This is a genomic window from Dietzia cercidiphylli, assembly GCF_014145145.1.
Taxonomy (GTDB): Bacteria; Actinomycetota; Actinomycetes; order Mycobacteriales; family Mycobacteriaceae; genus Dietzia; species Dietzia natronolimnaea.
In genome coordinates this window covers 1-14548 of record NZ_JAALEA010000242.1, presented here as the reverse complement: position 1 = coordinate 14548, position 14548 = coordinate 1, and the positions used below count along the sequence as shown (strand labels likewise).

The following is a 14548-nucleotide window of genomic DNA, read 5'->3' as shown; positions in this document are numbered from 1 at the left end:
GCCGGCGCGGGTGCGGGGACGGCGGGGGCGCAGAGCCTCGACCCCGGATCCCTGGTGCCGAGCGTCGCACCGGGCAGCCTGCTCGGGGTCCCGTCGCTGAGCGTCGCCGCCCTCACGCAGTTGGGCGCCCCCATCCCGCTGACGTCCGTGCTCGGTTCGGTCGCCGCCGCCGGGTCCGGTGACTTCCCCCGCCCGGGCAGCTCCCAATCGCCCTCGGGGCCCGTCTCCACGCGCGACGGTTCGATCACGCAGACGACGGTGCGCCACATCGCCCCGCTGTTCCCGGGCTCGTTGAACCCCGTCGACCGCCGGGCGGAGGTCTGGACCGTCACATCGGCATCGATGCAGCGGACCGTCCGGGTCGAGGTGTACCGGGCGCCGGACGGCGTGGACGCCCCCAACGTGTATTTTCTCGACGGCGTGGGAAGCGAATCCCCGTCGGGGTGGAGCACCGGGATGGGCTGGGGGGACCCGGCCCTGCGCGACCGCGCGGTCAACGTGATCGCGCCGACGGGTGCTCCGGCCTCCATGTGGTCGGACTGGCAGGCCGACGACCCGGTCCTGGGGCCGAACATGTGGGAGACCTTCCTCATCGACGAGCTCCCGCCCCTCCTGGATCAGGGTCTGACCGGTTCGGCCGCTCCGCTCGCGCACAACGGCAGCTGGGGGGTGATGGGCCTGTCGATGGGTGCTTCCGCGGCCGTTCACCTGGCCAACACCAACCCGGGGATGTTCGACGCGGTCGCCGGGATCAGCGGCGCCTACTCCACGACCGACGAGCTGGGTTACCAGTACGCGCGGTTGACCGTGGCCGCGCGGAACGGCGACGCCACGAAAATGTGGGGCCCGCGGGGGTCCCAGGCGTGGCGGGACCACGACACCGTGGCCGACCCGTCCGGACTCGCCGGCAAGACCGTGTACCTCAGTGCCGCCACGGGCCGGGTGGGCTCGGCCGAGCTGGGGCACTTCGGCAGCAACGAGATGATCCTCGTGGACGGGCACGTCCTCGAGAAGGGCTCCTACGAGAGCACCAGGAAGCTCGAGTCCGCCCTGGCCGGAGTCGCGGGGGTCGACCTGCGGATGAACTACATGCCGACCGGCATCCACAACTGGCCCGTCTTCGTGACCCAGATGCTGCCGGGGATGGACCACATCCTGTCGGGTCTTGCGCCGGCGGCCCCGAGCCTCCGGCCGGCGTCCGGGGGAGTGGATCCCGGTTCCGCCGGCTCGGCGGGGTCGCTGGGGTCAACCGGATCGGCCGGCTCCCTCGGCGGCTGAGGGCGATTTGGGGCTCGGGCGCCGGGACCCCTACACTGGAACAGTTGCCCGTGGTAGCCGCGTCGCGAGACCGGTGCGGGTGACGTGGCCGCGTGTGTCGGGTCGGAATCCGGCACACATCTGAACAAGCCTGGTCAGGAGAACCATGATCCAGCAGGAGTCGCGACTCAAGATCGCCGACAACACGGGTGCCAAGGAGATTCTCTGCATCCGCGTTCTCGGCGGATCCAAGCGTCGCTACGCAGGCGTGGGCGACATCATCGTCGCCACCGTCAAGGACGCCATCCCCGGTGGCAACGTCAAGAAGGGTGAGGTCGTCAAGGCCGTCATCGTGCGCACCGCCAAGGAGCGCCGTCGCCCGGACGGCTCGTACATCAAGTTCGACGAGAACGCCGCCGTCATCATCAAGAACGACAACGACCCGCGTGGTACCCGTATCTTCGGGCCCGTCGGTCGCGAACTGCGCGACAAGAAGTTCATGCGCATCGTCTCGCTGGCTCCGGAGGTGCTCTGACATGAAGGTCCACAAGGGCGACACGGTGCTCGTCATCGCCGGCAAGGACAAGGGCGCCAAGGGCAAGGTCATCCAGGCCTTCCCCGCGCAGGAGAAGGTCCTCGTCGAGGGCGTGAACCGCATCAAGAAGCACACCGCCAACTCGGCTGCCGAGCGTGGCGCCTCCTCCGGTGGCATCGTCACGCAGGAGGCCCCGATCCACGTGTCCAACGTGATGGTCGTGGACGCGGACGGCGCCCCGTCGCGCGTCGGAATCCGCACCGACGAGAACGGTAAGCGCGTCCGGGTCTCGCGCAAGACCGGGAAGGACCTGTGACCATGACCGAAACCGCACTTCCCACCGGGTACACGCCGCGTCTCAAGGCGCGGTACAGCGCCGAGATCAAGCCGGCCCTGAACGAGACGTTCGAGTACGCGAACGTCATGCAGATCCCGGGCGTCGTCAAGGTCGTCGTCAACATGGGTGTCGGTGACGCCGCCCGTGACGCCAAGCTGATCAACGGCGCCATCACCGACCTCACGCTGATCACCGGCCAGAAGCCGCAGATCCGCCGGGCCCGCAAGTCCATCGCGCAGTTCAAGCTCCGCGAGGGGATGCCGATCGGCGCGCGTGTGACGCTGCGCGGTGACCGCATGTGGGAGTTCCTCGATCGTCTGACGACGATCGCCCTCCCTCGAATCCGCGACTTCCGCGGCCTCTCGGGCAAGCAGTTCGACGGTCACGGCAACTACACCTTCGGGCTCAACGAGCAGACCATGTTCTATGAGATCGACGTGGACAAGGTCGACCGCCCCCGCGGCATGGACATCACGGTCGTCACGACCGCGACGAACGACGAAGAGGGTCGGGCGCTGCTCAAGCACCTCGGCTTCCCCTTCAAGGAGGACTGACCTCACGGGTCAGGGCCGGACCGGCCGTCCGCGCCGGGGCACCGCATCAGCGGGTCCCCGGCGACGGGCAGACGGCCCAGCCGTCGGGTCGCGGGTGGCGAGAAGAGCGTCACGCGCGGCGGGTCCCCCGCAGATCGTCAGACGATCGGCGGGCCCCACACAACAGAACATTCGAACTCTTCGTGATAGGCCCACGACGGACACGGCCGGCCCACAGGTCGACCGCACCCGTGCTGCATGGGAACCGTGACGAGAAAGGAACATGGTAAATCCATGTCGATGACCGACCCCATCGCGGACATGTTGACGCGTGTGCGTAACGCCAACTCGGCGTACCACGACACCGTCTCCATGCCGCATTCCAAGATCAAGGGCAACATCGCGGCGATCCTCAAGCAAGAGGGTTACATCACCGACTACGCCGTCGAGGACGCCGAGGTGGGCAAGAAGCTCACCATCGACCTCAAGTACGGCCCGTCGCGCCAGCGCAGCCTGCAGGGCATCAAGCGAGTCTCCAAGCCGGGTCTCCGCGTGTACGCCAAGTCCACCGGCCTGCCCAAGGTCCTCGGCGGACTGGGTATCGCGATCATCTCGACCTCCCAGGGTCTGCTCACGGACCGTCAGGCGAACTACAAGAAGGTGGGCGGGGAAGTCCTCGCCTACGTCTGGTAAGGGGGCGAGAAATGTCACGAATCGGCAAGGCTCCGATCACCGTTCCGTCCGGCGTCGACATCAAGGTCGACGGCCAGACCATCACCGTCAAGGGTCCCAAGGGTGAGCTCACCCAGGATCTCCCCGCACCGATCACGGTGTCGGTCGAGGAGGGCACCATCACGGTGAACCGTCCCGACGACCACCGGGACAACCGGTCGCTGCACGGCCTCTCCCGCTCCCTGGTCAACAACATGGTCGTGGGCGTCACCGAGGGTTACGTGCAGAAGATGGAGATCTTCGGCGTGGGTTACCGCGTCGTCGCCAAGGGCACGGACCTCGAGTTCGCCCTCGGCTACTCGCACCCCGTGCCGATCGCGGCACCCGACGGCATCACGTTCGCCGTCGAGGGCGCCACGAAGTTCTCGATCTCCGGGATCGACAAGCAGCAGGTGGGCCAGATCGCCGCCAACATCAAGCGGCTGCGGAAGCACGACCCGTACAAGGGCAAGGGCATCCGTTACGAGGGCGAGCAGGTCCGTCGCAAGGTCGGAAAGACGGGTAAGTGACCATGAGCAGCACAAAGAAGCGTTCCCCGCTGGGTACCGACGTCTCGACAGCACGTCGTGTCGGCCGTACCCGGCGCCACTACCGCCTCCGCAAGAAGGTCGCCGGTACCCCCGAGCGTCCGCGGTTGGTCGTCAACCGGTCCTCGCGCCACATCCACGCCCAGATCATCGACGACCTGGCCGGCCGCACGCTGGCCGCCGCGTCGACGATCGAGGCCGATGTCCGCACTCTCGAGGGCGACAAGAAGGACCGCAGCGCGAAGGTCGGCCAGCTCCTGGCCGAGCGCGCCAAGGCCGCCGGCATCGATGCCGTCGTGTTCGACCGTGGTGGCAACAAGTACCACGGCCGGATCGCGTCCCTGGCCGACGCCGCCCGCGAGGGTGGGCTGGAGTTCTGATGACCAAGACCACTGCACTGACCCTTAACGGAAGGACCGTCTGATGCCGGGACGTCAGCGTCGTGACGGCGGAAGCACCGGGCCCGCCGCGGACAACAAGACCACCACCAACGACAACGCCCAGGGCGGCCGCAGCGGCGGCGGCGGCGGGGGCCGTGGCCGTGGCGGAAACGATCGTCGCGGTGGCCGCGACGACGAGAAGTCACAGTTCATCGAGCGTGTCGTCACCATCAACCGCGTCTCCAAGGTCGTCAAGGGCGGTCGGCGATTCAGCTTCACCGCCCTCGTGATCCTGGGTGACGGCAACGGCATGGTCGGCGTCGGCTACGGCAAGGCCAAGGAGGTGCCGGCGGCGATCCAGAAGGGGTCGGAGGAGGCCCGGAAGAACTTCTTCCGCGTCCCGCTCATCGGCTCCACCATCCCGCACCCGATCCAGGGTGAGGCGGCCGCGGGCGTCGTCATGCTCCGTCCGGCCTCGCCGGGTACCGGTGTGATCGCGGGCGGCGCGGCGCGTGCCGTGCTCGAGTGCGCCGGCGTGCACGACATCCTGTGCAAGTCGCTGGGGTCGGACAACGCCATCAACGTCGTCCACGCCACGGTGACCGCGCTCAAGGGTCTCCATCGTCCCGAGGAGGTCGCGGCCCGCCGTGGTCTGCCCATCGAGGACGTCGCACCCGCGGGCATGCTCCGCGCACGTGCCGGACAGGGGGCGTAGATCATGGCCAACCTCAAGATCACCCAGGTCCGCGGCACTGTCGGGACCAAGCAGAACCAGAAGGACTCCCTGCGGACGTTGGGACTCAAGGGCATCCGGAAGACGGTCGTCCGTGAGGACAACGCTCAGACCCGGGGTCTCATCAACGTCGTGAACCACCTCGTCGTGGTCGAAGAGACGGAGTGAGCATGACCATCAAGTTGCATCACCTGCGCCCGGCACCCGGCGCCCACACCGACAAGATCCGCGTGGGTCGCGGTGAGGGCGGCAAGCGGGGCAAGACCGCCGGTCGCGGTACCAAGGGAACCAAGGCACGCAAGAACGTCCCCGCGGCGTTCGAGGGTGGCCAGATGCCGATCCACATGCGTCTTCCGAAGCTCAAGGGCTTCAAGAACCGCAACAAGGTCGTCTTCCAGGTCGTCAACGTGTCCGACATCCAGCGGTTGTTCCCCTCCGGTGGGCAGGTCGGCGTCGCCGAGCTCGTCGCCGCGGGGGCCGTCCGCAAGAACCAGCCGGTCAAGGTCCTGGGCGACGGGGACATCTCCGTGGCCGTGACCGTGGCCGTCGACAAGGTGTCCGCGTCGGCCAAGACCAAGATCGAGGCCGCCGGCGGAAGCGTGTCGGAGGCCGGGGCCTGAGTCCCCGACCGGCCCCCGACGGGGCCGGATGACGGGTGCAGGGGTCGGGTCCGAGAGTCTCGGATCCGGCCCCTGCGCTCATCTTGATACAGTTTTTCTTGTTGTGCGTTCGGGGTGCGGCACCACTGCCGTCGGTCTGACCCTCCCGGCGCATCTGCATTCGACGAAGGCGGCGGCTACGGGCCGTCCATGACCAGGAGGACATGTGCTCTCCGCACTCGCGTCCGCGATCAAGGACACGGATCTGAGGAAGAAGATCTTCTTCACCCTCGGGATCATCATCCTCTACCGCATCGGCGCGCAGATCCCGTCGCCCGGTGTCGACTACCCCAAGCTCCGGGGACTCCTCGACACCGCGATGACCGGGGACAACGCGCAGTTGTACTCCCTGGTCAACCTGTTCTCCGGCGGCGCACTCCTGCAGTTGTCCGTGTTCGCGATCGGCATCATGCCGTACATCACGGCGAGCATCATCGTGCAGCTGCTCACCGTGGTGATCCCCTACTTCGAGCAACTCAAGAAGGAGGGGCAGTCCGGTCAGGCCAAGATGACGCAGTACACGCGTTATCTCACCATCGCGCTCGCGGTGCTGCAGTCCGCCGGCATCGTGGCGCTCGCCGACCGGGGTCAGCTGCTCGGCAACGGCGAGTCCGTCCTCATGGACGGCGACATCCTCACCCTGGCCACCATCGTCATCGTGATGACCGCCGGCGCAGCCCTCGTCATGTGGTTCGGTGAGCTCATCACGGACCGCGGGGTCGGCAACGGCATGTCGCTGCTGATCTTCGCCGGCATCGCCTCGCGGATCCCCGCCGAGGGCGTCAACATCTACCAGAACTCCTCGACGCTGAAGTTCGCCGCGGTCATGTTCGCGGTGGTGCTGATCGTGGTCGCCGTCGTGTTCGTCGAGCAGGGCCAGCGCCGCATCCCGGTCCAGTACGCCAAGCGCATGGTCGGCCGTCGTCAGTACGGCGGCACGTCGACCTACCTGCCGCTCAAGGTCAACCAGGCCGGCGTCATCCCCGTGATCTTCGCGTCGTCCATGATGTACGTGCCGATCCTCATCACCCAGCTGATCCAGGGACCCGAGCCCGCCGCGGACGGGTTCTGGCAGCGGTACGTCATGCAGTACCTGCAGAACCCCTCGAGCTGGGGTTACATCCTGCTGTACTTCGCCCTGATCATCTTCTTCGCGTACTTCTACGTGGCCATCCAGTTCGATCCGATGGAGCAGGCCGAGAACATGAAGAAGTACGGCGGCTTCATCCCCGGCATCCGCCCGGGTCGCCCGACGGCCGAGTACCTCGGGTACGTGCTCAACCGCATCCTGTTGTTCGGTTCCCTGTACCTCGGGTTGATCGCGGTGCTGCCCAACGTCTTCCTCGACATGGGTAGCGGGGGTGGAGACATGCAGAACATGCCGTTCGGTGGCACCGCTGTGCTCATCATGGTGTCGGTGGGTCTCGACACCGTGAAGCAGATCGAGGCTCAGCTCATGCAGCGCAACTACGAGGGCTTCCTCAAGTAGTCGCCCGCACCCCCGAGCACATCACACCGAAAGAAAGGCTGGTCCTCACCATGCGTCTCGTCCTCCTCGGCCCCCCCGGCGCCGGTAAGGGAACCCAGGCGGCCCTGCTGTCGGAGAAGCTCGGGATCCCGCACATCTCCACGGGTGACCTCTTCCGGGCCAACATCTCCCAGGGGACGGACCTCGGCAAGGAGGCCAAGTCCTACATCGACGCCGGGAACCTCGTTCCCGCGGACGTCACCAACCGGATGGTCGAGGCGCGTATCGGTGAGCCCGACGCGACCGAGGGGTTCCTGCTCGACGGCTACCCCCGCAGTGTCGAGCAGGCCGACGCGCTCAAGGGCATGCTCGCCGAGGCGGGTCTCGAGCTCGACGCCGTGATCGAGTTCAAGGTCGACGAGGACACCGTGGTCGCGCGGATGCTCGCCCGCGGTCGTGAGGACGACACGGAGGACGTGATCCGCAACCGCATGGCCGTCTACCGGTCCGAGACGGCACCCCTCCTCGAGTACTACGGCGACGATGTCACGACCGTCGACGCCGTGGGCGAGGTCGACGAGATCAACGCACGGGCCCTCGCCGCGCTGGATCGCTGAGCAGTCGTGTTCGGTCGGTCGCGCACGAGCGTGGTGACAGCGCGCACTCCCGGCGAGCTGGACGCGATGGAGGAGGCCGGCCGGATCGTCGGTCGTGCGCTCGTCGCCGCACGCGAGGCGGCGGTTCCGGGCGCGACCACCGCGGATCTCGACTCGCTGGTCGACCAGCTGATCCGGGACGCCGGTGCGGTCCCGTCCTTCAAGGGGTACGAGGGGTTCCCCGGGTCGATCTGCTCGTCCGTCAACGAGGTGGTCGTCCACGGGATCCCGGGACCCACCACCGTCCTGCAGGAGGGCGACCTGGTCTCGGTCGACTGCGGCGCGGTGCTGGACGGGTGGCACGGCGACTCCGCGTGGACCTTCGGCGTGGGCGAGTTGGACCCTCAGGTGGCCCTTCTCAACCAGGCGACGCGGGAGGTGCTCGCGGAGGGCATCCTCGCCATGACTCCCGGTAGCCGCCTGACGGACGTCTCGCACGCCCTGGAGACCGCCACGCGTCGCGCGGAGCAGCGTCTCGGCGTCACCCTCGGGATAGTCGACGGGTTCGGCGGGCACGGCATCGGTCGTGAGATGCACGAGTGGCCGTTCCTCGCCAACGAGGGCAAGCCGGGCAAGGGGCCGCGGCTCCAGGAGGGGTCCGTCCTGGCCGTCGAGCCCATGCTCGTCCTGGGTGGCGAGACCGACACCCGCACCCTGACCGACGACTGGACGGTCGTCACGGTGGACGGGTCGCCGTCGTCACACTGGGAGCACACGGTCGCCGTCACCGCCGACGGCCCCCGTGTGCTCACCGTTCGGCCCACGGACTGAGCGCGGTCGCGGGGGACCGGTGCCGGGCCCTCCGGGCCTCAGGTTAGAGTGTTCCCACTGTTGACCACCGGCCTGAAAGGTCAGGGCATGCTCGTTCACCCCCACGTGCGCCGAACCACGATCACACCGACGCGCACGGCTGTGGCGGCTGTCCTCACGATGGTGGTGATCCTGGCCCAGATGGCGGGACCGACCCCGTCCGCGGCCGCGCAGTCGCTGATGGAGGGCGGACAGGGGTCCCTGATGGAGGACCCCCAGCCGGCGCCGTTCTATCACGCGGACCCCGCGGTGCTCGCGGCCGCGGGTCTCGGACAGGTGATCAACACCCGGCTCGTGACCATGCCCGCGTTCCTCGGGTACGAGGTGACGGAGATCGCGTACCGGTCGACCGACACCCGGGATCGTCCGATCCTCGCGACCGCGACGGTGGTCCGGCCGCCCCACGCGCGCCCGAACGGCCCCGTCCTGAGCTACCAGCACTACCTGAACGCACTGGGGCAGAGCTGCGCCCCCACCGAGACCCTGGTCAACCCGACCCTCGAGACGGTGCAGGACAACGCGATGGCGTTCCTGCGGGTCCGGCTGGACCAGGGCTGGACGGTGCTCATCCCCGATCATCTCGGTCCCAAGGTCGCCTACCCCGGGGGACAGCTGTCCGCGCGGATCGTGCTGGACGGGATGCGGGCCGTACGCGACGACCCCCGGTTCGACGCGCGGCACAGCCGGTTCGGGGCGCTGGGGTACTCGGGTGGCGGGATTGCCAGTGCCTGGGTGTCGCTCATGCACGACGACTACGCACCGGACGTCAACCTGGTGGGGGTCGCCCAGGGCGGCATCCCGACGGACATGACGACGATGGCGCGGATGATCGGCAACTGGCCGCACCCCGCGTTCGGGTTGGCCTTCGCCGCCGCCGTGGGGATGGCGCGGGAGTACCCGGAGGACATCCGTCTCGAGGAGAAGCTCACCCCCGAGGGCTGGGCGCTGTTCGAGCGGATGAAGGGCAGGTGCACGGCCTCGCTGCTGGTGTACGGCGCGTTCCGGTCCGTGCCCATGGTCCTCGAGGGGGGAGACCTGCTCGCGGAGGAGGGCCTGATGCGGGCCTTCGCGGAGAACAGCGTGCGCCTGACACCGGACGTCCCCCGGGTGCCGGTGTTCATGTGGCATTCCCGCACCGACCCGCTGGTGCCGTTCTGGGACGCGGAGGAGACCGCCACGCGTTACTGCCGCGAGGGGACCCCGCTCACGTGGGAGCCGGGGTTGGCGCCCGAGCATCTCCTCGGCGCGGTGGAGAAGTTGCCGGCCGCGATGAACTGGCTGCAGCAGCGCTTCGACGGCGTGCCGGCAGGACGCGCCTGCTACGGGTGAGCGCCGATTGGCACTAGAACGACCACTGACGTAGGCTTATACGTCGGTGTGCCCACCAGTGCACCAGAATCCGGTAGACGACATCCGGGGAATCGTGGAGGACCGTAACCAGCATGGCAAAGAAAGACGGAGCCATCGAGGTCGAGGGCCGAGTTGTCGAGCCGTTGCCGAACGCAATGTTCCGCGTCGAGCTCGAGAACGGACACAAGGTCCTCGCGCACATCAGTGGGAAGATGCGGCAGCACTACATCCGCATTCTCCCCGAGGACCGGGTGGTCGTCGAGCTGTCACCGTACGACCTCACCCGCGGTCGGATCGTCTACCGCTACAAGTAAAGCGCTCAACTCCCTGAACCAGCCGCCTCTGAAGTACCTGGTCGAGGCGGGTACCACACCCCTGGATGCGGAGGCCAGGGCCCCGGACGGATGCTCATCGTGAGATGACCATGCGGCATCGGGGACGGTCGGGGAGCAGACCTACCGCACGACGAAAGAGAAACGCCACATGGCACGTCTTGCCGGCGTTGATCTCCCACGTGACAAGCGTATGGAGATCGCGCTCACCTACATTTTCGGCATCGGTCGCACGCGGGCCGTCGAGATCCTCGAGCGGACCGGGGTCAGCCCGGACCTGCGCACCAAGGACCTCACCGACGAGCAGCTGACCGTCCTTCGTGACGACATCGAAGGCAACTACAAGGTCGAGGGTGACCTCCGCCGTGAGATCCAGGGCGATATCCGCCGGAAGATCGAGATCGGCAGTTACCAGGGCATCCGCCACCGCCGGGGTCTCCCCGTCCGCGGTCAGCGGACCAAGACCAACGCCCGCTCCCGCAAGGGCCCGAAGAAGACCGTCGCCGGAAAGAAGAAGTAATGCCCCCCAAGTCACGCGCTGCGGGCCCCAAGAAGACGGGCCGTCGCAGGGAGAAGAAGAACGTCGCTCACGGCCAGGCCCACATCAAGAGCACGTTCAACAACACGATCGTCTCGATCACGGATCCGTCCGGCGCCGTTCTGGCCTGGGCGTCCTCGGGCCACGTCGGTTTCAAGGGCTCGCGCAAGTCGACGCCCTTCGCCGCCCAGCTCGCCGCCGAGAACGCGGCCCGCAAGGCGCAGGAGCACGGCATGAAGAAGGTCGACGTGTTCGTCAAGGGCCCGGGTTCGGGTCGTGAGACCGCCATCCGTTCGCTCCAGGCCGCCGGCCTCGAGGTCGGCACGATCTCCGATGTCACCCCCCAGCCCCACAACGGCTGTCGTCCGCCCAAGCGGCGTCGAGTCTGAGCCGGAAGGAACGTAGAGAACCATGGCACGTTACACCGGCCCCGTCACCCGCAAGTCCCGCCGTCTGGGCGTGGACCTCGTCGGTGGGGACACCGCATTCGAACGTCGGCCCTTCCCGCCCGGCCACCACGGCCGCGCGCGGATCAAGGAGTCCGAGTACCGCACCCAGCTGCAGGAGAAGCAGAAGGCCCGCTTCACCTACGGCGTGATGGAGAAGCAGTTCCGTCGCTACTACGAGGAGGCCAACCGCCGGGGCGGTAAGACCGGCGAGAACCTCCTCCAGATCCTGGAATCGCGTCTGGACAACGTCGTGTACCGCGCGGGTCTCGCGCAGACGCGTCGCCAGGCACGCCAGCTCGTGAGCCACGGTCACTTCCGGGTCAACGACCAGAAGGTGACCATCCCGAGCTACCGGGTGTCGCAGTACGACATCATCGACGTCCGTCCCAAGTCCACCAAGATGGACTGGTACGAGATCGCCACCGAGATGCTCGGCGAGCGTCCCGTCCCGGCGTGGCTGCAGGTCGTCCCCACGACGCTCCGCATCCTCGTGCACCAGCTTCCCGAGCGCGCGCAGATCGATGTGCCGCTGCAGGAGCAGTTGATCGTCGAGCTCTACTCGAAGTGATCTGTCCTCCCCCGTCGCCGGGCGGGCCGCACATCGCGGCCCGCCCGGCGACGGTGGGTTACTACGGCGTCAAATAGCGGACGCCGAGAATCGAAAGAGGTAGCACATGCTCATCTCCCAGCGGCCCACCCTCACCGAGGAGGTCGTCTCCGAGAACCGCTCACGGTTCGTGCTCGAGCCCCTCGAGCCCGGTTTCGGCTACACCATCGGCAACTCCCTGCGTCGCACGCTGCTGTCGTCCATCCCGGGCGCGGCCGTGACCAGCATCCGCATCGAGGGTGTCCTGCACGAGTTCACCACCGTGCCGGGCGTCAAGGAGGATGTCACCGACATCATCCTGAACCTCAAGGGCCTGGTCGTCTCGTCCGTCGAGGACGAGCCGGTCACCATGTACCTCAAGAAGCAGGGCCCGGGAGCCGTCACCGCCGGTGACATCGTCCCGCCGTCCGGCGTCGAGGTGCACAACCCGGACCTGCACATCGCCACTCTCAACGAGAAGGGCCGTCTGGAGATCGAGCTGGTCGTCGAGCGCGGTCGTGGCTACGTCCCCGCGGGGCTCAACAAGGACGCGGGACACGAGATCGGCCGCATCCCGGTCGACTCGATCTACTCGCCCGTCCTCAAGGTCACCTACAAGGTCGAGGCCACCCGTGTGCACCAGCGCACGGACTTCGACCGCCTGGTCCTGGACGTCGAGACCAAGAACTCGATGACCGCCCGTGACGCCCTGGCGTCCGCGGGCAAGACGCTGGTCGAGCTCTTCGGCCTGGCACGTGAGCTCAACGACGAGGCCGAGGGCATCGAGATCGGGCCCAGCCCGGCCGAGGCCGATCACATCGCCGCCTACGGCATGCCGATCGACGACCTGGACCTGTCGGTCCGGTCCTACAACTGCCTCAAGCGCGAGGGTGTCCACACCGTGGGCGAGCTCGTGGCGCGCAGCGAGTCGGACCTGCTCGACATCCGCAACTTCGGTCAGAAGTCGATCGACGAGGTCAAGGTCAAGCTCGTCGAGCTCGGCCTGTCGCTCAAGGATGCGCCCCCCGGGTTCGATCCCGCCTCGGTCGCCGGCTACGACGCCGAGACCGGGACGTGGACCGACGAGGGCGGCGAGGATTACGCCGAGACCGAGCAGCTCTGACGAGCTCTCAGCACACCATTCCTAGGAGAATCTGATGCCCAAGCCCAAGAAGGGCGCCCGCCTCGGCGGATCCCCGGCCCACCAGCGGCTCATCCTGTCGAACCTGGCCACCCAGCTGTTCGAGCACGATGCGATCCGTACCACGGAGACCAAGGCGAAGCTGCTTCGTCCGTACGCGGAGAAGCTCATCACCAAGGCGCGCCGCGGCACGCTGGCCGACCGTCGTGAGGCCGCCAAGCTCGTCCGCAACAAGGACGTCCTGCACAAGCTGTTCGCCGAGATCGGCCCCCGGGTCGCCGACCGCGACGGTGGCTACACCCGGATCGTCAAGCTCGAGAACCGCAAGGGCGACAACGCGCCCATGGCGATGATCGCGCTCGTCACCGAGCCGCTGGCGTCCGCCGAGGCCACGCGCGCCACCCGCGCCGCCGCCTCCAAGAAGTCGGCCGACACCTCGGCCACGGAGTCCACCGACGACGAGACCACCGATGAGGTGACCGCCGAGGCCGAGGCCAACAGCCCGATCGCCGATCAGGTGGAGGCCGCCGACGACGCCGACGTGGACACCGCCGAGGAGACCGCCGACGCGGTGTCCGAGGACACCACCCACGCCACCAGCGAGGACACCGACAAGGCCTGAGTCGCGTCAGGCCCGATCCGTCACGGATCCGGTGTGAGGGCCCCGCCCACCGCGTCACGCGGTCGGCGGGGCCCTCGTCGTCGTCCCGTCGTCGTCCCGGCGGTCCCCGTCAGAGAACCGCGCCCACGGCCTCGGCCATCGCCCGGTGCCCCGCCGCGGTCGGGTGCATGGGATGCGACCCCGTCTCCTCGCCGGTGAAGTCGGTGTAGCGCTCCGTGGCCGGCGTGCAGGCGTGGCGTTCGGCGGCGTCCGCGGGCTGGACCACGTCCGCGCCCGCCCGTGCGGCGGCGTCAGAGACGATCATGTTGATCCGCTCTGTCACGTGCCGTGTCCAGGTGACGTCGCCCGGACTCATCCCGGAGACGAACTCGCAGCCGCCGTCGTCCGGGACCAGCGGGAGGTAGGCGGTGGTGACGATCCGCGCGTCGGGGGAGCGGTCGCGGATGCCGTCGTACACGCCGTCCAGCCGGGCGCCGAGGGCGTCGAGCTGGTCGGTCACGTCCACCTCGAGTCGGTCGCGGCACGGTGCCCCGGTCTCCGCCCGCGGGGTCTGGAGGATGCACCCGACCATCGCGCCGAACCCGATGTCGTTGCCGCCGATCGACAGGGTCACCAGGTCCGTGTCCGGGGTCAGGGCGTCGAACTGGGCAGGTGCCCCGGCGAGCTGGGGCCCGGTCATGTGGGTGGTCTCCGCGCCGCCACACGTGACGTCGACGAGCTCACCCACGTCCTCGCGCTCGGCGAGCAGCGACGCGTAGTTCGCCGTGGAGCGGAGGCATCGCGCGGGCCCGCTCGTGGGGGCGTCGGTCGGACCCAGGGCGGCGAACGAGTCGCCCAGGGCCACGTAGCGGGCGTAGGTCGGGCCGGCGTCGGGAGCGAGGCCGGTGGCGGCGGTGAGGGGTC

At 68.1% G+C, this 14548-nt stretch carries 21 protein-coding genes; 20 read left to right on the top strand and 1 reads right to left on the bottom strand.

Annotation, left to right across the window (positions count from 1 at the left end):
- From G6028_RS09280 to rplQ, 20 genes are all read left to right on the top strand, one after another.
- On the top strand, window positions 1-1278 hold a 1278-nt coding region (locus tag G6028_RS09280; RefSeq protein WP_182658703.1), incomplete at its 5' end, for an alpha/beta hydrolase.
- Window positions 1279-1423: 145 nt separating this feature from the next.
- A complete protein-coding gene (gene rplN / locus G6028_RS09275; RefSeq protein ID WP_095717592.1) occupies window positions 1424-1792 on the top strand; it encodes a 50S ribosomal protein L14 in 369 nt (122 codons plus the stop codon).
- Window position 1793: 1 nt separating this feature from the next.
- Window positions 1794-2108: a 50S ribosomal protein L24 gene (gene rplX / locus G6028_RS09270; RefSeq protein ID WP_179525919.1), complete on the top strand. Its 315-nt coding sequence runs from the start codon at window positions 1794-1796 to the stop codon at window positions 2106-2108.
- Window positions 2109-2110: 2 nt separating this feature from the next.
- A complete protein-coding gene (rplE, locus tag G6028_RS09265; protein WP_179525918.1) occupies window positions 2111-2683 on the top strand; it encodes a 50S ribosomal protein L5 in 573 nt (190 codons plus the stop codon).
- 273 nt (window positions 2684-2956) lie between these two features.
- Window positions 2957-3355, top strand: a complete 399-nt coding sequence (rpsH, locus tag G6028_RS09260) for a 30S ribosomal protein S8 (protein ID WP_179525917.1) — start codon at window positions 2957-2959, stop codon at window positions 3353-3355.
- 11 nt (window positions 3356-3366) lie between these two features.
- Window positions 3367-3903, top strand: coding sequence for a 50S ribosomal protein L6 (rplF, locus tag G6028_RS09255; protein ID WP_179525916.1), 537 nt, complete (start codon window positions 3367-3369; stop codon window positions 3901-3903).
- Window positions 3904-3905: 2 nt separating this feature from the next.
- On the top strand, window positions 3906-4301 hold the full coding sequence (gene rplR, locus G6028_RS09250; RefSeq protein ID WP_241730653.1) for a 50S ribosomal protein L18: 396 nt from the start codon (window positions 3906-3908) through the stop codon (window positions 4299-4301).
- 43 nt (window positions 4302-4344) lie between these two features.
- Window positions 4345-5016 carry a 30S ribosomal protein S5 gene (gene rpsE, locus G6028_RS09245; RefSeq protein ID WP_179525915.1) on the top strand — a complete coding sequence of 224 codons (672 nt, stop codon included), beginning with the start codon at window positions 4345-4347 and terminating at the stop codon, window positions 5014-5016.
- Between the two features lie 3 nt (window positions 5017-5019).
- Window positions 5020-5202, top strand: a complete 183-nt coding sequence (gene rpmD / locus G6028_RS09240) for a 50S ribosomal protein L30 (protein ID WP_017838209.1) — start codon at window positions 5020-5022, stop codon at window positions 5200-5202.
- Between the two features lie 2 nt (window positions 5203-5204).
- Window positions 5205-5654 carry a 50S ribosomal protein L15 gene (gene rplO / locus G6028_RS09235; RefSeq protein WP_179525914.1) on the top strand — a complete coding sequence of 150 codons (450 nt, stop codon included), beginning with the start codon at window positions 5205-5207 and terminating at the stop codon, window positions 5652-5654.
- Window positions 5655-5859: 205 nt separating this feature from the next.
- Complete coding sequence (secY, locus tag G6028_RS09230; RefSeq protein WP_179525913.1) at window positions 5860-7182, top strand: preprotein translocase subunit SecY; 1323 nt, start codon at window positions 5860-5862, stop codon at window positions 7180-7182.
- A 50-nt stretch (window positions 7183-7232) separates the two neighbouring features.
- On the top strand, window positions 7233-7778 hold the full coding sequence (locus G6028_RS09225; RefSeq protein ID WP_179525912.1) for an adenylate kinase: 546 nt from the start codon (window positions 7233-7235) through the stop codon (window positions 7776-7778).
- Between the two features lie 6 nt (window positions 7779-7784).
- The gene (gene map, locus G6028_RS09220; RefSeq protein ID WP_179525911.1) at window positions 7785-8588 is read left to right on the top strand and encodes a type I methionyl aminopeptidase; all 804 of its coding nucleotides are present in this window, start codon (window positions 7785-7787) and stop codon (window positions 8586-8588) included.
- An 87-nt stretch (window positions 8589-8675) separates the two neighbouring features.
- Complete coding sequence (locus tag G6028_RS09215) at window positions 8676-9956, top strand: lipase family protein (protein ID WP_194306931.1); 1281 nt, start codon at window positions 8676-8678, stop codon at window positions 9954-9956.
- 113 nt (window positions 9957-10069) lie between these two features.
- On the top strand, window positions 10070-10291 hold the full coding sequence (infA, locus tag G6028_RS09210) for a translation initiation factor IF-1 (protein WP_010541191.1): 222 nt from the start codon (window positions 10070-10072) through the stop codon (window positions 10289-10291).
- 169 nt (window positions 10292-10460) lie between these two features.
- A complete protein-coding gene (rpsM, locus tag G6028_RS09205; protein ID WP_179525910.1) occupies window positions 10461-10829 on the top strand; it encodes a 30S ribosomal protein S13 in 369 nt (122 codons plus the stop codon).
- On the top strand, window positions 10829-11236 hold the full coding sequence (gene rpsK, locus G6028_RS09200; protein ID WP_017838216.1) for a 30S ribosomal protein S11: 408 nt from the start codon (window positions 10829-10831) through the stop codon (window positions 11234-11236). Before rpsM ends, rpsK begins: the two co-directional genes overlap by 1 nt.
- A gap of 22 nt (window positions 11237-11258) precedes the next feature.
- The gene (rpsD, locus tag G6028_RS09195; RefSeq protein ID WP_179525909.1) at window positions 11259-11864 is read left to right on the top strand and encodes a 30S ribosomal protein S4; all 606 of its coding nucleotides are present in this window, start codon (window positions 11259-11261) and stop codon (window positions 11862-11864) included.
- Between the two features lie 106 nt (window positions 11865-11970).
- Window positions 11971-13005 carry a DNA-directed RNA polymerase subunit alpha gene (locus G6028_RS09190; protein ID WP_067716627.1) on the top strand — a complete coding sequence of 345 codons (1035 nt, stop codon included), beginning with the start codon at window positions 11971-11973 and terminating at the stop codon, window positions 13003-13005.
- A gap of 34 nt (window positions 13006-13039) precedes the next feature.
- On the top strand, window positions 13040-13645 hold the full coding sequence (gene rplQ / locus G6028_RS09185; protein WP_179525908.1) for a 50S ribosomal protein L17: 606 nt from the start codon (window positions 13040-13042) through the stop codon (window positions 13643-13645).
- A gap of 109 nt (window positions 13646-13754) precedes the next feature.
- Here the strand turns inward: rplQ and G6028_RS09180 are convergent.
- Window positions 13755-14548: SGNH/GDSL hydrolase family protein (locus G6028_RS09180; RefSeq protein ID WP_182658702.1), on the bottom strand; the 794-nt coding region annotated here is incomplete at its 5' end.

Excerpts from the sequence above, each read along its gene's own strand:
- rplN (WP_095717592.1), top strand. The coding sequence starts at position 1,424 with ATGATCCAGCAGGAGTCGCGACTCAAGATCGCCGACAACACGGGTGCC.
- rplX (WP_179525919.1), top strand. The coding sequence starts at position 1,794 with ATGAAGGTCCACAAGGGCGACACGGTGCTCGTCATCGCCGGCAAGGAC.
- rplE (WP_179525918.1), top strand. The coding sequence starts at position 2,111 with ATGACCGAAACCGCACTTCCCACCGGGTACACGCCGCGTCTCAAGGCG.
- rpsH (WP_179525917.1), top strand. The coding sequence starts at position 2,957 with ATGTCGATGACCGACCCCATCGCGGACATGTTGACGCGTGTGCGTAAC.
- rplF (WP_179525916.1), top strand. The coding sequence starts at position 3,367 with ATGTCACGAATCGGCAAGGCTCCGATCACCGTTCCGTCCGGCGTCGAC.
- rplR (WP_241730653.1), top strand. The coding sequence starts at position 3,906 with ATGAGCAGCACAAAGAAGCGTTCCCCGCTGGGTACCGACGTCTCGACA.
- rpsE (WP_179525915.1), top strand. The coding sequence starts at position 4,345 with ATGCCGGGACGTCAGCGTCGTGACGGCGGAAGCACCGGGCCCGCCGCG.
- rpmD (WP_017838209.1), top strand. The coding sequence starts at position 5,020 with ATGGCCAACCTCAAGATCACCCAGGTCCGCGGCACTGTCGGGACCAAG.
- rplO (WP_179525914.1), top strand. The coding sequence starts at position 5,205 with ATGACCATCAAGTTGCATCACCTGCGCCCGGCACCCGGCGCCCACACC.
- G6028_RS09225 (WP_179525912.1), top strand. The coding sequence starts at position 7,233 with ATGCGTCTCGTCCTCCTCGGCCCCCCCGGCGCCGGTAAGGGAACCCAG.
- G6028_RS09215 (WP_194306931.1), top strand. The coding sequence starts at position 8,676 with ATGCTCGTTCACCCCCACGTGCGCCGAACCACGATCACACCGACGCGC.
- infA (WP_010541191.1), top strand. The coding sequence starts at position 10,070 with ATGGCAAAGAAAGACGGAGCCATCGAGGTCGAGGGCCGAGTTGTCGAG.
- rpsM (WP_179525910.1), top strand. The coding sequence starts at position 10,461 with ATGGCACGTCTTGCCGGCGTTGATCTCCCACGTGACAAGCGTATGGAG.
- rpsK (WP_017838216.1), top strand. The coding sequence starts at position 10,829 with ATGCCCCCCAAGTCACGCGCTGCGGGCCCCAAGAAGACGGGCCGTCGC.
- rpsD (WP_179525909.1), top strand. The coding sequence starts at position 11,259 with ATGGCACGTTACACCGGCCCCGTCACCCGCAAGTCCCGCCGTCTGGGC.
- G6028_RS09190 (WP_067716627.1), top strand. The coding sequence starts at position 11,971 with ATGCTCATCTCCCAGCGGCCCACCCTCACCGAGGAGGTCGTCTCCGAG.
- rplQ (WP_179525908.1), top strand. The coding sequence starts at position 13,040 with ATGCCCAAGCCCAAGAAGGGCGCCCGCCTCGGCGGATCCCCGGCCCAC.